Source organism: Luteolibacter arcticus (assembly GCF_025950235.1).
GTDB classification, from domain to species: Bacteria; Verrucomicrobiota; Verrucomicrobiia; order Verrucomicrobiales; family Akkermansiaceae; genus Haloferula; species Haloferula arctica.
This window is the reverse complement of record NZ_JAPDDT010000030.1, coordinates 23,780-39,832: the sequence shown is the minus strand read 5'-3', so window position 1 is coordinate 39,832 and position 16,053 is coordinate 23,780. Positions and strand designations below refer to the sequence as shown.

Annotated in this window: 14 protein-coding genes; 5 read left to right on the top strand and 9 right to left on the bottom strand. The window is 63.2% G+C overall.

Annotated elements, in window-relative coordinates; all coding sequences use genetic code 11:
• Positions 1 to 150: 150 nt before the first annotated feature.
• The 3 genes from OKA05_RS28920 to OKA05_RS28910 are packed head-to-tail and all read right to left on the bottom strand — an operon-like array spanning position 151 to position 2,038.
• Positions 151 to 540 (bottom strand): hypothetical protein, encoded by a 390-nt coding sequence (locus tag OKA05_RS28920; RefSeq protein WP_264490713.1) that lies wholly within the window; start codon positions 538 to 540, stop codon positions 151 to 153.
• Positions 537 to 1,094 (bottom strand): RNA polymerase sigma factor, encoded by a 558-nt coding sequence (locus OKA05_RS28915; RefSeq protein WP_264490712.1) that lies wholly within the window; start codon positions 1,092 to 1,094, stop codon positions 537 to 539. Before OKA05_RS28915 ends, OKA05_RS28920 begins: the two co-directional genes overlap by 4 nt.
• A 47-nt stretch (positions 1,095 to 1,141) precedes the next feature.
• Entirely contained in the window at positions 1,142 to 2,038 is an 897-nt protein-coding gene (locus OKA05_RS28910) for a hypothetical protein (RefSeq protein ID WP_264490711.1), read from the bottom strand.
• A gap of 104 nt (positions 2,039 to 2,142) precedes the next feature.
• Here OKA05_RS28910 and OKA05_RS28905 point away from each other — a divergent pair, with 104 nt between their 5' ends.
• The 5 genes from OKA05_RS28905 (at position 2,143) to OKA05_RS28885 (ending at position 8,821) form a co-directional block, all read left to right on the top strand.
• Positions 2,143 to 4,164 (top strand): sensor histidine kinase, encoded by a 2,022-nt coding sequence (locus OKA05_RS28905; RefSeq protein WP_264490710.1) that lies wholly within the window; start codon positions 2,143 to 2,145, stop codon positions 4,162 to 4,164.
• On the top strand, positions 4,161 to 4,778 hold the full coding sequence (locus OKA05_RS28900) for a response regulator (RefSeq protein ID WP_264490709.1): 618 nt from the start codon (positions 4,161 to 4,163) through the stop codon (positions 4,776 to 4,778). The genes OKA05_RS28905 and OKA05_RS28900 overlap by 4 nt, the downstream gene beginning before the upstream one ends.
• A 138-nt stretch (positions 4,779 to 4,916) precedes the next feature.
• On the top strand, positions 4,917 to 7,559 hold the full coding sequence (locus tag OKA05_RS28895) for an autotransporter-associated beta strand repeat-containing protein (protein ID WP_264490708.1): 2,643 nt from the start codon (positions 4,917 to 4,919) through the stop codon (positions 7,557 to 7,559).
• A 254-nt stretch (positions 7,560 to 7,813) separates the two neighbouring features.
• Positions 7,814 to 8,170, top strand: coding sequence for a hypothetical protein (locus OKA05_RS28890; protein WP_264490707.1), 357 nt, complete (start codon positions 7,814 to 7,816; stop codon positions 8,168 to 8,170).
• Between the two features lie 150 nt (positions 8,171 to 8,320).
• On the top strand, positions 8,321 to 8,821 hold the full coding sequence (locus tag OKA05_RS28885) for a hypothetical protein (RefSeq protein ID WP_264490706.1): 501 nt from the start codon (positions 8,321 to 8,323) through the stop codon (positions 8,819 to 8,821).
• 294 nt (positions 8,822 to 9,115) lie between these two features.
• On the opposite strand, the gene OKA05_RS28880 is transcribed toward OKA05_RS28885, so the two are convergent.
• The 6 genes from OKA05_RS28880 to tyrS all read right to left on the bottom strand — a co-directional run bounded on the left by OKA05_RS28880 (position 9,116) and on the right by tyrS (position 16,030).
• Positions 9,116 to 9,364: a glutaredoxin family protein gene (locus OKA05_RS28880; RefSeq protein WP_264490705.1), complete on the bottom strand. Its 249-nt coding sequence runs from the start codon at positions 9,362 to 9,364 to the stop codon at positions 9,116 to 9,118.
• 8 nt (positions 9,365 to 9,372) lie between these two features.
• Positions 9,373 to 10,986, bottom strand: coding sequence for an FAD/NAD(P)-binding protein (locus tag OKA05_RS28875; RefSeq protein ID WP_264490704.1), 1,614 nt, complete (start codon positions 10,984 to 10,986; stop codon positions 9,373 to 9,375).
• A complete protein-coding gene (locus OKA05_RS28870) occupies positions 10,976 to 12,061 on the bottom strand; it encodes a hypothetical protein (protein WP_264490703.1) in 1,086 nt (361 codons plus the stop codon). Before OKA05_RS28870 ends, OKA05_RS28875 begins: the two co-directional genes overlap by 11 nt.
• The gene (locus OKA05_RS28865; protein ID WP_264490702.1) at positions 12,058 to 12,930 is read right to left on the bottom strand and encodes a DUF6999 family protein; all 873 of its coding nucleotides are present in this window, start codon (positions 12,928 to 12,930) and stop codon (positions 12,058 to 12,060) included. Before OKA05_RS28865 ends, OKA05_RS28870 begins: the two co-directional genes overlap by 4 nt.
• On the bottom strand, positions 12,927 to 14,312 hold the full coding sequence (locus OKA05_RS28860; protein ID WP_264490701.1) for a cytochrome P450: 1,386 nt from the start codon (positions 14,310 to 14,312) through the stop codon (positions 12,927 to 12,929). The genes OKA05_RS28865 and OKA05_RS28860 overlap by 4 nt, the downstream gene beginning before the upstream one ends.
• 536 nt (positions 14,313 to 14,848) lie before the next feature.
• The gene (gene tyrS / locus OKA05_RS28855; protein WP_264490700.1) at positions 14,849 to 16,030 is read right to left on the bottom strand and encodes a tyrosine--tRNA ligase; all 1,182 of its coding nucleotides are present in this window, start codon (positions 16,028 to 16,030) and stop codon (positions 14,849 to 14,851) included.
• Positions 16,031 to 16,053: the final 23 nt, after the last annotated feature.

The following is a 16,053-nucleotide window of genomic DNA, read 5'->3' as shown; positions in this document are numbered from 1 at the left end:
CCGACGAAGAACTGGAAGAAGATCCGCCACCCGACCTCGATCCCGCTGGTGAAGAAGATCACCCTCGATCTAACAGATGCTTAAAGGCATTGGAATTTATTCCGCCGGTAGGGACCACTCGGGCGGAATGAATTCCGCGTTCCCAGTGGATCACTCGTTTCCGCCCATCGAGGGTAAGCAATCGATCAGGAAGCGCCCGGCGCGGCTTGCATCGCGTTTCAAAGCGACTGTTTCGCGTTCGAGCGGATTCTTCGAGAATACGGCATCCGTGGTTTCGGGGCGGTCGTCTTTCTCCTTTGCTTCTGGCGCAGGGCGCTGGACTACTCCCGAGGGTGAATTGGCTTTCGGCGAGAAGATGAGCACGCCCATGGCGACCGCAGGCGGCAGCAGGAACCATGGCCAGATCCGGCGGGCGACAGCTTTCTCCCGCGATGGTAGGGCGTGCAGGATCCGCCTCTCCAAGCCCGGCGAGGGTTGCGGGTCCGGCTTCTGCGAACGGAGGAGGTCGCCGATTTCGTGATGGGGATCGCGCGGGTTCATGGGGTGCGTTGAAGTTGCGGAAGGGGTGGGGGTGTCTTGGCGCGGAGGGTTTCGGCGAGGGACTTGCGAGCCCGGTGGAGGAGGACTTTCACCGCGCCTTCGCGTTTGCCGAGGATGCCGGCGACTTCCTTGAGCGGGAGTTCCTCACGGTAGTGAAGCCACAGCGCGCTGTAGGCCTCGGGGGCAAGCTGGCGCTTGGCGATCGCCCAGAGCTGTAGTGCGGGACTTTCCGGCTCGGACTCTGCGGGAAACGGCAGGTCGGGCGGAAGCGGGCGGGGCTTCTTTCGCAAGGCGGCAATCGATTGGCGGCGTGCCAGCGTGAACAGCCACGGGAGCAAGGGCTGCGACGGATCGTAGCGGTGGATCTTGGTCCACGCTCTAACAAAGGTGTCCTGCGTGATGTCCTCTGCATCCTGGCGGTGCCGGGTCAGGGTGAGGAGAAACCCGAAGACGCGTGCGTGATAGCGGTGTACCAGTGTCCCGAACGCGGCCGAAGATCCCTCCCGCGCCTGGCGCGCGAGCAGGGAGTCATCGGGGCAGGGAGGCGGGTTCACGACGGATCAAGGTGGACGATCGGAGGGAATCCGGAAAGGACCGTCGTTCAGTCTTTCTTCTTTTTCTTCGCTTCCTCCGCTGCGGCTTTCTCCATCAGCGTGATCCATTCCGCGACCGGCAGGCTGAGTGCGCCGGACAATGATGGCGGCGTGGCGGCGGAGGAGAAGTCGGCGCGCAGGTCGAGGCCATCGAGCTTCGCATCGCCGGCCTGGGCGAAGGCGATCACGCCGTCTAGCATGCGGCGCAGGCGCTCGGCGTCCTTGGCGTCAGCCGTATCGGCATTCGCACGGAGCAGGAAACGGCCGCCGTTTTCATTGGCGGCGAGGCGCAGGTTCTTGGCCATGCGGACGAGCCGCGCGGCGTCGGCGGGCATGTCGATTTCCGAAAGCTTGGCACTGGCAGCAAGCAGAGGCTTGCCGCCCTCCGCAGTGAAAAATGGATCGGCGGAGGCCGGTGCGTTGGCTTTGAGCACGTCGAGCGCGTCTTTCAGGAGATCCTTCTGGCGGCTGAAAACGAGCAGTTGATCGCTCGCGAAGGCGGCATGCTGCCCCGTGCCCTTGTCTTCCCAGGAATGGACGGTGAAGCCTGCGTGGGAGCTTTCTTCATAGTCATCGGCAGCCTTCACGACGTCTTCCATGTGGGCGCGGTCGAAGGTGCCGTCGATCAGCGCGACCGCGTGCTCCGGCTTGCCATCGCCGTAGAGCGTGACGCCGCGCAGGTCGGTGAGCGGATGGATCGAGAACATGCGCTTGAAGGCGCGCAGCTTGGCGCCGTGGTCGTCCTCGATGCGGGTGAAGATCTTCTTGCCGGTTTCGCTGCCGCGCATGGCATCGAGGTCGGCATGGAGGAGCCACTTGGCGGAGGCCGGGATCTGGGACGGCACCATTTCGCCGGCGAAAAGCGGTGCGGCGAGGGCGGCGAGGAAAAGGACGGTGGTTTTCATGGCAGTCTGTTTGACCGGGAGTACGCCGGGGGCGGGGAAAAGGTTACAGCCGTTGTCTCAGCGCGGCCTTGCACGATGCGGCGGGATGGTCTGTCTGTGGGATCGTGCAGGTTTTCCCCAGCGTCTTGATGGTGATCGCGATGATGCTGGTGGCGTCACCGGTGGTGCTTGCCGAGACGGTCATCACCTCGGCGGCCGAGGTGCGCTCGCTATCGCCGGAGGCTGCGGCGGCGGGATTGCCGGTAAAGATCCGTGGCTTCGCCCCGTTTGTGCATCAGGCGGGCATCGCGCTGTTTCTGCACGATGGCACGGCGGGGATTTTCGTGGAGCAGCCCTTCGAAGGTGCGGTCGTGTGGCCGGTGACGGGTGACCGGATCGAGGTGACGGGGATCACCGGACAGGGATTCTTCGCTCCGGTGATCCGCGGCGCGGATGGAAAGGCCCCGCACATTGAAGTGCTCGGCCATGATCCCTTGCCCGAGCCGCGGCGGGTGAGCGGCCAGGAACTCGACCGCCCTGATCTCGATTGCGATTGGATCGAGGTGGAGGCGCTCGTCCGTGAGGTGCTGATGAACGAGGGTGACATCGTGCTCGAATGTCAGGCGGGGCCCTGTGATTTCCATGCGCTGTTAGAGGGGCCGCTGCCGCCGGAATCGGTGCCGTGGGATCTTGCGGAAAGCAGGGTGCGGATCCGTGGCGTGGCGGCTACGATCTTTAATACCGGCCGCCAGATGACGCGGCGCTTCCTGCGCGTGAACTCGCTCGATGACGTGGTGCCGCTGGAGCCGAGCGATCACCAGTCAGAGCCGCGGTTGGTGCGTGCGGATGAACTGTTCCGCTTCACCGGGGAGGGGCCGGATGAACTCGTGAGGGTTCGCGGCATCGCCACGCTGGCGATTTCCGGCCGCGGGATTTTTCTCCGCACCGATGGCGGTGGCCTGTGGGTGCAGACCGCGCAGCCGGTGGCCGCGGTGCCTGGCAGCATCGTCGAGGCGGAAGGCTGGCCGCGGGTCGGGCCGATGAAGCCGATCCTGCGTGCCCGCGGAGCGCGGGTCATCGGCACCGGTGAAATGCCGCAGCCGCTGAAGTTCGAAGCCCGCGAGGTGCTGCATGCGCGGCATCAGGCGGAGTTCGTTTCACTGGAGGCCGAGCTGCTCGATGTCTTCCGTGGCGAAGACGGCACCACGCTGGAACTCCGCGACAACGCGACGGTCTTCCGGGGCCTGTTAGGCGAGCATGACGGGACCTTTCCCGAACTCGCACCGGGCTCGCGGGTGAGGGTGAATGGGATCGCTCAGATCTCCTCGGCGGGCGCGTTCGAGCCGTTGCAGGAAGAGGACAAGCTGTTGGTAAGGCTGCGCTCGCCGGCGGATGTCGAGGTGCTATCGCTGCCTCCGTGGTGGACCACTCAGCGGGTCGTCATGGCGGCGGCGGCGATCATCGCGGGGATGCTGGCGATCTACGCCAGGAATCGTACCAAACGCCGCCGGGAGCATGAAACGCAGCGTCGCGAGTTCGAAGCGGTGCTGTCGGAGCGCGGCCGATTTGCCCGCGAGATCCACGATTCTTTGGCACAGGGGCTGACCTCGATTTCGCTCCAGCTCGAGTGCGTGCGCGACGAGATCGTCGAGGAGCCTGACAAGGCGCGGCTTCATCTCGAGAATGCCCGTGGCCTGGTCCGCGATAGCATGCGCGAGGCCCGTCGAACGGTGTGGAATTTGCGGCCGCTGGCACTCGGCGAGGCGGATCTCGCGACGGCGCTCCAACGCTTCGCCGCCGATTTGACCCGCGAGGGAAAGGTCGCCACCCATCAGGAGATTGAAGGTACCCCGCGCCCATTGCCGGCGGACCACGAGAGCGCCCTGCTACGCATCGGGCAGGAGGCGCTGACCAATGCGGCGCGCCATGCCGGGGCTAACAGGATCGTGGTGCGGCTGCGCTTTGGCAGCGACTGGGTGACCCTCACGGTGCTCGATGACGGGCGCGGCTTCGATGTCGCCGAGCGGGTGGGAAAGGGCTATGGCCTGACTGGCATGCACGAGCGGGTCGCGGCGCTGGGCGGTAGTCTTTCGATTGACAGCCGCCCCGGGGAAGGCACTGAAGTCTCCGCAACCCTCCCGACATGAAGAAGCCCATCCGGATTTTCCTGGCCGACGATCACCCCTCGCTGCGCGCCGGGCTCGCGGCCATCCTCAACAGCCAGCCCGACCTGAAGGTCGTGGCGGAAGCCGGCAGCGGCAGGGAAGTGATGGCTTCCAAGGAAGCGGCCGATGTCTTCATCATGGACCTGCGCATGCCCGATGGCGATGGCGTGCAGACGATCAAGGCATTGGTCGCCCGCGATGCCGCGGCAAAAGTGCTGGTGCTCACGACCTACGACAACGAAGAGGACATTTTCCAAGCGCTGGAAGCCGGTGCGCGCGGTTACCTGCTGAAGGACACGACCAAGGAAGAGCTAGTCGCGGCGGTGCGGCAGGTGCACCAGGGCGAGCGCTATTTGCCGCAGAATATCGCCTCGCGACTCGCCGACCGCGTGATCCGGCCGAATCTAACACCCCGCGAGCTCGACGTGCTGCGGCTCGTGTCGCGGGGGCGGACAAACAAGGAGATGGCCTCGGCGATGTTCATCTCGGAGGAAACGGTGAAGTCGCACATGAAGTCGCTGTTCCAAAAGCTGGGCGTGCATGATCGCGCCGAGGCGGTGTCGGTGTCGCTGCAGCGCGGCTTGATCCGCCTCTGATTTCCCATCCCCCCATTTGGGGGAGATGAAAACCCCTCCTTGCCGTCGTGGACGCAAAGGAGCGGCGGGTGATTTGATGGAACATCGTCTTATCTCCGGAAATCCAAGATTCCGGAGGGGACGAAAGAACCCAAGGCCATGAAATCCCCAATCCATCTCAGCAGCTTCGCTGCCCTCGTGTTAGTCCCAGTTTGCCATGCCGGGCTCGTCTTTTCCTGGGAAACCGGAACCGAGGGCTGGTCGTCGTCCGCGGGCAATCCGGCAGTGACCGGCGACGAGACCGTGGTCTCTACCACGACCACGGGAGCGACCGAAGGCACCCAGTCGCTCGCCGTCTCCACCCCGATGGGGGTCGCTGGCGGCTGGCACGGGATGTGGTATTCCACCCCGACGCAGATCGATCTGGATCCAGCTACCCGCCAGGCGCTTTTCACCGGAGCGACCGAGATCAAGCTGGACGTCTCTTATCCGAATCCCGGCTACAATTCGTGGTATGGCGACGCGAAGGTCGAGCTGATCATCCAGGGCGACGGCGTGAACTGGACGCCGCTCGGCGAATTCGCCGTGCCGGTGGGTGGGGCACCACAGACCTACACCTGGCCAGTCACCGTGGGCAATGCCCAGGCACTGGCGAATGGCACGTGGGGCAAACTGGTGCTGAAGTTCACCTACGGCAACGGCGGCAGCAACTCGCCGAACGCGGTGTTCCATCTCGACAACCTCCGCTCCACCGTGGTGATCGTGGAGCCACCGATCGCCGACTACTTCTGGAAGGGCGGCACCAGTGCCAGTTGGGCGGATCTCAACTGGACGACCGACCCCGAGGGCACAACGGCTGCCGGGCCGATCGTCTCGGACGGCTCCAAGACCGTCGCATTCACCGCGGCCGAGGCGGACAACTTCACCACGGTGTTAGGCGCGGACCAGAACATGCTGGCAATGGTCTTCACCGCCGGTTCCGGACTGATCGAGGTCGGTGGCACCCACAATCTCACGCTTGGTGCGAACGGCATTCTCTCGGAGGCAAACAGCGGGCCGGCCATTCTCAATACCACCGGCCAGATCATCCTCGGCGCGAACCAATTGTGGGCGAATCAAGCCAGCTCGATCTTCACGGTGGATTCCCAGGTCGCGGGAAGTGGCAAGCTGACGACTGGCGGGAGCGGCACGACCCTGCTCAATGCCGCCAATGTTCATACCGGAGGCACCGCGGTGCAGCAGGGGTCGCTGGTGTTAGGAAACGCGCAGGCGCTCGGGCCGGCGACCACGAGCGTCACGGTGGCCGGCGGGACCATCGATTTGAACGGCTTCAGCCCGACCATCGGCGGACTCGCCGGTAGCCTGGGTGGCGTGATCACCAACACGGCGCCTGAGGCCGCGACGCTCACGCTCGACGACGATACCGGCAGCACCTTCGGTGGCGCGCTCAATGCGAGTTCCTTCGGGGAGCCGCTTTCGTTCGTGAAAACCGGCAGCGGCACGCTGGTGCTGAATGGCACGGGTACCTTCACCGGCAACGTCAGCGTTCAGGAAGGTCAGGTGACCGCCAGTTCGTTCGCCAACGGGGTGCCTAACGCAACCAACTTCGGAAATGCCCAGACCGCCGGCCGCACGATCACGGTGGAAAGCGGAGCGGTGGTCATGCTGGGCACCAACAACATCTTCGGCAACCAACAGGGCGATGCATCGCTGCTGCCGACGCTCGTCCTCAATGGCGGGTTCCTCGATGCCAGCCGCTACAACCTGATCGGCCCGGTGTCGCTGGTTGGCGGCGTGCTTTCCCAGTCGGCTTCCGATGCTGGCACCTATCAGGGCTATCAGTTCAAGGGCAACTTGACGGTGACCGGCAGCGCCCCCTCGATCATCCAGAGCCCCACCGGCAAGGCCAACCACCTTTCCACCGACACGGTCTTCGACGTGGCCGACGCAACCGGCGATGAGCTGGCGGATCTGATCGTCTCCAATCCGCTCACCAATCAATCCGGCGACTTCGCGAGCGCGACCGGTGGCCTGACGAAGTCCGGCGCTGGCACCATGGCGCTGCAGGCGACCAATACTTACACCGGCACCACCCGCGTCTCCGCTGGAACCCTCAGCCTGGGAACCGCGAGTCTGGGCGATGACTCGACGGTCGAGATCGCGGCGGGGGCCTTCCTGCAATTGGACCACTCGTCCACCGACACGATCAACAGACTGGTGATAGGCGAAGACGAGCAAGAAGAGGGGATTTACGGAGCGATCGATTCCGGAGCGGAGCACGAAACCCCACGTATCACCGGCACTGGCTTCCTGCTGGTAGTGGCGGATCCCTTTCTCACTTGGATGACCGGGTTTCCCTCGCTGATCGGGGTGGATGCAGAAAAGTCCGCCGATCCGGATCATGACGGGCTGACGAATCTCGACGAGTTCGCCTTGGACGGGAATCCGGCGAGCGGAGCGCCAAACGGGAAGGTGCGCAGACGCGTCGAGACCGTCGGAGCGGACCAGGCATTGGTCATCACCCTGCCGGTGCGCCAGGATGCCGCCTTCACGGGCACCGCGCCGGCCGTCGCCACCGTGGCCGCGGATGGGGTGACCTATGAGATCGCCGGGTCCAACGATCTTTCGGTTTTCGACCAGAATGTCAGCGAGGTGACACCGGCTTTGACCGGCAATCCCGTGATGCCTGACCTCAATGCCGGTTGGATCTACCGCACCTTCCGTCTTGATGGCGCGGTGGGAGGGGGGACGCCTCGCGGGCCGAAGGGTTTCCTGCGGGCGAAGATCACCCCCGCTCCTTGAGCGTCTAACGGCGTTCTAGCAAAAACCTATCGGTTAGGATCGGGCGTTCCATGGCCGTGGAACGCCCGATTTTACAAAAGCTGAGCACATGGGAAGGTTTTCTAAAAAGTTCGGAAGAATTAAGCTTGCTCCGTTAGAAAACTTGCGGCTTTCTAATCGGCGTGATCGGGGGATCTCAAATTACCAAAGGGGAAACCGCAGCGTCATTCAACCGTCCGGCTTGGCTGGGATGTGGATGCGGCTGGTCGGGGACCATGTTTGTCCTGTGCGCGGCCTTGCTTTTCGGGGGCGCTGCCGGGTCGTGGTTCACCACTAATAGCGACGCTTCGTTGTTGTTACGCGGACTCCAGCTTGCGACCGGTTCCCTAGCCATGGGCGTCGTCGTGGCGCTTGCCGGATCCCTTCTGTTTGGCCGGAATCCCATCCGTTGGGGCATGGGCGTGCCGGTCATGGTCTATCTCGCCGGGATGCTGGTGGCGCTCGTCAGCGGGCGTGAGGGAAGCTTCGGGTTGCTCTATGGAGCACCGTTGTTCCTCGGTGTCGCGATTGCCGCCGGGGTGCTGGTCACCTTCCTGATCGACGGCATCTTCGGTCGCCCGGAAGCGGCTTGAGAGGCGAGGGGCATGCGACCGCTGCAAGGTCCGGCCAACGGTGGATGAATGTCATTTCTCGCCGAGCTTCGGAGATTCCGAAGTTTCGGGAAACCGGGATTATTTAGTTTTTTTGAAAATCGTGGTGAGAGGGCTGCGATTGAGATGGAAATGACCACCAATCTCCCCCTCCCTCCTTTCCCGCAGTCGGTTGAAAACGGCCGTTATTCGGACGATGAGCTGGCCCAAGCCGCCAAACTCGAGCGCTGCCGCGAACGTCATGACGGCGGTCCACGGTCCGGAATGTGGACCGGAACCCGTGAAGGCGTGATCAACACGGTGATCGCCATCATCGCCTCCCTGATCTTTGGCGGGGCGGGGGGCGTCTGGTTCGATCAGGACGACTGGTTTGTCCGCTCGCTGACCATGGCGGGTGGCACGATGATCATGTCAGGCGTGGTTTGCCTCGCCGGCTCGCTGCTCTGCGGTCGCAACCCGATCTTCTGGGGCATCGGAATGCCGCTGCTGGTTTATTTCGCCGGGACGTTCTGCGCGCTGGTTTCCGCCGGTGCCGCTGCGTCCTCGTTCCTACTGGGAGCTCCGGCGTTCTGCGGCTTGGCCATCGTGGCAGGCGTGATGACCGCCTATGCCCTCGAGCGACGGGAGGATTGAGAAACGGGGGGATTCGCTTCCGGGGAAAAGTGGACCGCGGCTGGGGGCCGTGGTCCTTTTTTTGCGTCCATACGTCATGGCGTAATGGCAAGAGGGGGAAAATCGGACATGATGACCCACGTAAGCAACGCCGTTCCCCCCACCGGCCAAACTTGCAAGCCCCCCAAAAAAAGCCGTCTCCCCCCGGACGCAAACAATCCCCCCGACCCCCCACGGGAAAACCCGCTGCCTTAGTCCCCCCAGACTCGGCCAGCGGGTTTTTCTTTTCCCCCGCTCAAAGAGCGCTGGGGAGTATCAGATGGCTCCTTGCTCGCGGAGGAATGGTACCAGTTCCTCCACCCCGAAGTCGGCGAGCACCTCGCCGTGCCAGTCCATGGTCGGCGCTTTCGATTGGCCGGAGAGGTTGATCATTTCCTGCATCGCCTCGCGGTTGCCGGAGACGACCATGACCTTCACGGGGATCTTCTTTTTGGCGAGGTAGTTGACGACGTCATCGCACCATGGGCAACCGGGCTTGATGTAGAGGATGGGCAGTTCAGGCATGGCGGGAGCTACGGTGGTTCGGCCGCCAAGGAAAGCGAAGTTTGCGAGCTTTTCCGCACGCCCTTGCCCCTCAGCGCCCGGTAGGGAAGATCGAGCAGCAGCTTGATGAGGAACAGCAGCACCGTGATGACGCGCGGGCTGTGGATCACCTGGGTATCCATTTGTCGCGGGTCGTAGTCTTCGTCGAGATAATGGAGTGTGGACGCGGGCGAGAGCTGGATTTTCAGCCAGCGGCGAAGCGAGCCGACCTTCCGCAACTCCGGATAGCTGCTCATCATCCGGGCGAGCTGGTCGCAGTAGGGGAACATCTCCACAGGGTGGATGGTCTCGGTGTTGAGGGTGGGGAAGTCCCGCAGCAGACGCTCGCGGGCTTCGGCCTGGAGGGTGGCGAGGTTGGGCGGGCGCTCGTAGCGGCCCGCGAGGATCCCGGTTACGAGCTTCGCCTGCATTTCGCTCATGGTCGGGATGTTGCCGATGATCGGCCGTGCGAACCCGACGAGGAACAGGTCATCGTGGCGGGCATGCAGGGATGCGAGGTGGAAGTCACTGATCAGGATTTCGCCGCCGGAGAGTTCGGCCAGGCCCGAGCGGAAGCCGATCATCGGGCAGAGCATGTCGGGCTCGATGTCGATGGTCGAGGTGCGGTCGAAATCGTGGTAGCGGCGGTGGCCTTCGTCGCAAGGGGGGCCGATGATCTGGATGCGGCCGTCAGCGACATCGTCGAGGAAGCCGTCACTCTTGGTGTGGAAGACATTGAAGAGATCGTCCTTGGCGCGGGCTGTTAGTTTCGCGTCCCAGAACTTGCGCCGCGCGATGAATCCGGTGGTTGGTTCCGGTCCGGGAGGCGATGACTTGAAGACGCGCTCGAACCATTGCTGATGCCGGATGCGGGCTTCGACGAACTTCTGGCCGATCGCGTTTCGCAGGTCGGGATGGATCGAGAGCAGCAGGCGATTGCGGAGGAAGTCCGAAGGCACGCCGCGGATCGGGTGGTAGCGCGGGCTCACGCGGACGCCGTTTTTCAGCGACAGAAAGACCTTGTTACCCAGTGCCGGATCGGCGAGCCGATGGGCGAAGTCTGCCGCGGATTCGCCACCGCCGAAGACCACCACCGTCTTGTTGGCTGGGACCGGATCGTATGGAGTCACGGTGGGAATCGGCGCGTCGATCGACTGCACATTTTCCGCGAGGCCGGTGCAGATCACGAGGCGGTCGAAGACCTCTTCACGCGGCGAGCCATCGTCGAGCCACAATCGCCAGCCCTGCGGATCCCGCGAAATCTTGCGAATGGTGGTATGGAGATGAATGTGCGGGGCGAGATTGTGGGTGGCGACGAAGTCTAGCAGGTAGCGGCCGTATTCGTCGCCTTGGAAGAAGTCGCCCTTGGCTTGCCGTTGCGCCGGATCGGCCCGCGAGTCCCACTTTCGGTGGCATGCGAACTGGGTGGTGTACTTCGTGGAGGTGGAGACGAAGCCGGGATAGGGATTTCCCCAGCGACCCACGGTGGTGCCGCCTTTCTCGAAGCAGACGATTTCCCAGCCGGGCAGCCGCTCCAGCGCGTGCTTCAGAGTTACCAAGCCGCTGCTGCCGGCACCAATGATGGCCAGTCGTTTAGGAGCCATGGTGAATGGTGGTGAGACTGATAACGACGAAGTTGAATTGCCCAGACTCCGGGATGAAGAGCAGGACCTTCTCGCCATGTGCCGGTGAATGGCGGCGGGTGTATTCATCCAGCATGATGAAGATGCTCGCGGCGCCGGTGTTGCCGGCGGTTTCCAGATTCGTCCAGTAGTTGATGGGGACGCCCTCGCCGAGATCGGTCAGCACATCGAGCATGTAGCTTTTGAAATAGAACGAGGAGAGGTGGGGCAGGACGATATGGTAGTCCGAGAGTCGTTCATCGTGGCGGGCCATCGCGCCGCGCATGAGTTTGTCCACGCAGGGCTTCATGTGCCGGGCGAGCACCGCGACGTCCTGGCTGAGCAGCAGGCTGCGGCTTTCCAGGCTCATGCAAAGTGGGGTCTCATGAGCGAACGAGCGCGAGTAGCTCCAATTCACGCGATAGGAAATCCCGTCCGTCGCGGGCCGGTCGCGAATAATGGCGGCACCGGCACCATCGGAGAGCATCGAGCGCAGGAAGACCGACATGAACCACTTTGATTCTGTTAGGCTGTCCGGATGGAGCTCGCGGTCGTCGGGCGGCTGGATCACGCTCGACTTCAGGATGTCGGAAGGTTGCTCGACGCCGATGCAGAGCGCGTCGTGGTGATCGCCTGAGGAGACGGCGCGGCAGGCATTGACGAGTGCCTGGGCGGAGGACGTGCAGATGCCTGAGTTCGAGTTGATCTCGAGTTCATTTGCGATCAGTCCGTGACGCGCGAGACGGGCGTGAAGAAGGCTCGATAGGCCCGGCCCGACCAGCGGGGTATTGGTGGAGCCGGCCGAGAGGTAGGAGAAGGTGCCCGCTTTTCCATCGAGGCAATTGCTGGCGGCGAGTGCCGCGAGTTCATAGACGTCGTGGGTGGCGTTCTGTTCTCGATCGAGCGCGTAGTGGCGTGACTTTATCCCGTTCATTCGCAGGATTTTCCGGCGGACCGAGGCCTCGTCCGCGAGCTCGCCGATGAATTCCGGGATGGCCGCGTTGGCAACGGGCTCGCCCGGGAGAAAGGATCCGGTTCCGGTGATGTAGCAATTCATGACAGGGCGATCTGCGGGCCGCCGACCGGGGGGCGCTCCCGCAGGACCTGATAGGCGTATTCGTCGAAGGCGATGTGGCTGTGGAGATACTGGCTCGGATTGGAAAAGAAGACGCTGCTGTTGTAGTGCCCGCGGTTGCTGTCGACTTGGAGGTAGAAATCGAGGTCCGTCAGCACCGATTGGTCGCGGGCGTAGAGGTGCTTCATGGCCCACAGCAGGACGGCGTCGGAGTCGAAGGAGTTGAGCGCCTTCACGGTGGTCCGGAGATCTCCGAACAGGGTGATCACGATGACGATCATGATGACGACGTTGGTAATGCCGATGAGCTGAAATGAATGCTCGCGAGTGGAGTCCATCGCGCGCTTGCTGAAAAGCATGTGGTCCTCCGGCATGCGGTGGCGGATGCGGTCGAGGTCGGCGAGGAAGGCCTTCTTGTCGAAGCGGTCCACCAACTCGTAGGAGAGTTCGTCGTGGCCGATGGTCAGGTTGTTGCGAACCATCTCGAGCAGGCTGTCCACATTGTAGTCGCCATCGATGCCATTGAACTTCCGCTTGGTCCCTTCCACATGGGAGTCCTCTGCAAGCAGGTGGCGATAGAGCAGCGGCTCGATCTGGACATGGCGGACCACCATTTCGACTGCCTCGTTGGTCGCGAAATATTTCATCCCGAAGGCAAGGATGCCATCGATGCAGCGGCCCTCGAAGCCGTAGGGCGTCCGGTGGATCAAGTATTTCAGCGGGAACAGCACGATCCTCAGGAAGAAGTAGAACACCTGGAGCACCGGCCGCAGGAAGATGTAGTCCCACCGGGTCTTCTCCTTGGTGAAGGTCTCGTTGACGTAGTCGGTGAGGAAAGGGAACGCCTTCATCGGCCGGGAGTGGAGGAGCGGGGTTCGAGGCGGACCTTGAGGCCGTACTTCGGCACCATGGTCACGCGGGCGGCCATCTCGTGGCGGTCGCTGGAGTCAACGATCACGCGGTACCGTTGCAGGACGGTGGTGAGGATGACGAGCAGTTCCATCATGGCGAAATGCCTGCCGATGCAGACCCGCGGACCGCTCCCAAACGGGATGTGAGCGTGCGAGCTTTCGGGGTTTTCCGGTTGGTCGGGATCGAAGCGGGCCGGGCGGAATTCGTCCGGGCTGTCCCAGAAATCCGGATGGCGTTGCAGCGAGTAACGGCTGAAGACGACCATCGATCCCTGGGGGATGTGGACTCCGGCAAGCTCGACGTCGGAGATGGTGTTGCGGTTTTCGAACCAGAAGGGCGGATGAAGCCGCAAGGTCTCCTGGATCACCATGTTGGCGTACTTGAGCTGCGGGATCTTCTCGAGGGTGAGCGGTTCGTCGCCGCAGACTGCTTGGATCTCCTCGACCAATCGTTGCTCGACTCCCGGGTGGCGATCGAGCTCATGCCAGATCCAGGTCAGCGCGGTGGAGCTGGATTCGTGGCCGCCGATGATCATACCCAGGACTTCTTGGGCGATCTCGTCCTCGCTCATTACCTCGCCGGTATCCTCGTCCTTGGTGGTGAGCAGGACGCCGAGCAGGTCGTCCTTCATGTCGCCGGTCATTCGTTCGCGGATGAGGTCGCGAAGGAACTCGCGGTATTCGGAGAGCACGCGGCGCAGCCGGAGATTGAGGGGCGTGGGGAAGCGGAGGTCGGAGATCACCGGGAGGGGCGGGATCGCGCAGTAGCGGTTGATGGCGAGGGTCCAGCGGCCGATGCGGTCCGCCGTGCGATCGAAGGCCTGGCTGAAGAACGCGCGGCCGGCGACTTCGAGGGTCAGGCGCTCCATGTCCCGGGCGATGTTGAAGACTTCTCCATTCGCTGCGCGGCCGGACCAGCGTTCCGTGGCACCCGTGGCGGAATCCCGCATCAGGTCGAAGAAGCGCCGGATCGATGCCGGGCCGAAGATCGGCTGCAGGAGCTTGCGCTGGCGCTTCCAGCTTTCGCCCTCGGCGGTGACCAAGCCGTCACCGAAGGCATTCCGGAAGCGGTTGTAGACGTGGCTGTTCTTGTCGTAGTGGCGGTGGGTGTTCTTCAGGACCTGATGGACCAACGCGGGGTGGTTGATCAGGTGGAAGCCGATGACGCCGCGGTAGTGGATGAAGTCGCCGTGCTCCCGGATCAGCCGCTCGAAGAAGCGGGCCGGATTTCCCGCGAGCATCCACTGGTGGTGAAACGCCGGCGGTTCCGCGAGTCGTCCCGTGAAGGGACGTTCCGGTTCAGTCGTGTTCCGCGGGGTCATGGAGTGATGCGTCTATCAGGCAGGAGGCCGGAGACGACACAAGTTGAATGACACGCGGCCGTTTCACCAATCCATAATCTCGCGGGAAACATCGGTTGTTCCGATGATTTGCGAGGGGAGCGGAGGAAGAATCCCGGTGAGAATGGGGGTTGGATTCTCAAGGGCTCGCCGGGGAGGGTCTGAGCTATGGCGGTGCGGGCTTGACCCGTCTCGCGGCCCTTCAGGCCGCCATCATGTGCATGGCGTATACCCCGGCCGTTGGGCGGGGCTGAGGGATTGCGCCCCTTTGGGGCTGACGAGGGTGTCGACGATTCATCCTACTTGGGAGGGATCGGCCAAGTGGAAGATGGTGCGGAAGGATGGGGATGGGTCGAGGCAGTGAGGGACCATTCGGCCGGTCTGAAGACCGGCGCTCCCGGGGGGGATTCTGGCGGAATGAATTCCGCGTTCCCCGTGGGCGCATGGCGACGCGACCGCGAGTGGCGGAATCCATGCTCGCACCAAAATCCGCCTGAACTACGCCATTCCAAGTAGCCTCAAACGAAGCGCACCGCGTGCTTCTTCGAGAGCTTCAGCACGTCCCCGGGCTGAGGTGAGACGGTGGCGGCGGGGTCGGTGAGCTTCTCACCATTGAGCTGGACGGAGCCGGAGGTGATGAATTGCTTGCGCAGTTCGCCGTTGGATTTCTCCAGGCCGAAGGCGGTCTTGAAACCGTGGGCGGTCAGCGAGAGGACGTTCAGTTCGGCGGGGAGTTCCGTGAGCGGGATTTCCGGAAGCTCGGCGCTGGCGAGGTCCTTCTTCGAAAAGCGCGTGTCCCAATCGGCGCGGGCGGTGGTGCCAGCGTCGGTGCCGTGGTAACGGGCGGTGATCTTCTCCGCGAGCGACTTCTTCGCTTCCATCGGGTGCGCGGAAGGGTCGAGCGTCTCGCCTAACAGGAGCTGGTAGTAGCGCGCCATCAGTTCGTCGGACACGCTCATCAGCTTGCCGAACATCTCGCCCGGGGCCTCGTCCACGCCGACGTAGTTGCCGTAGGACTTGGACATCTTGCGCACGCCGTCGAGGCCTTCGAGCAACGGCATGGTGATGACGACCTGCTGCGGCTGGCCTTCTTCCTTCTGGAGGTCGCGGCCGACAAGCAGGTTGAAGAGCTGGTCGGTGCCACCGAGTTCGACATCGGCGCGGACTTCCACGGAATCCCAGCCCTGCACGATGGGGTACTGGATCTCGTGAAGCCGGACTTCCTGGCCTTTCTCGATGCGGTTCTTGAAGTCTTCCCGCTGGAGCATCTGCTGCATGGTGACGCGGGCATTGAGGCGCAGTACGTCCTCGAAGGTCATCTTGCGGAACCAGTCGCCATTGTGGACGATCTCGGTCTTGTCCTTGTCGAGCAGCTTGAAGAGCTGCGTGGTGTAGGTCTCGGCGTTGACCAGCACGTCCTCGCGGGACAGCGGCGGGCGGGTGGCGGAGCGGCCGGAAGGATCGCCGATGGTGGCGGTGAAGTCACCGATGATGATGACGATCTGGTGGCCGAGCTGCTGGAACTGGCGCATCTTCTCGAACACCACCGTGTGGCCGAGGTGGATGTCCGGCGAGGTGGGATCGAGCCCGAGCTTGATCCGCAGCGGGCGACCAAGGCGGAGCTTTTCGAGGAGTTCCTTTTCCGAGAGCACCTTCACGGTGCCGGCGGTCAGGATTTTGAGCTGTTCTTCCGGAGTCACGGGGCGCGAACCCTAGGGGCCGG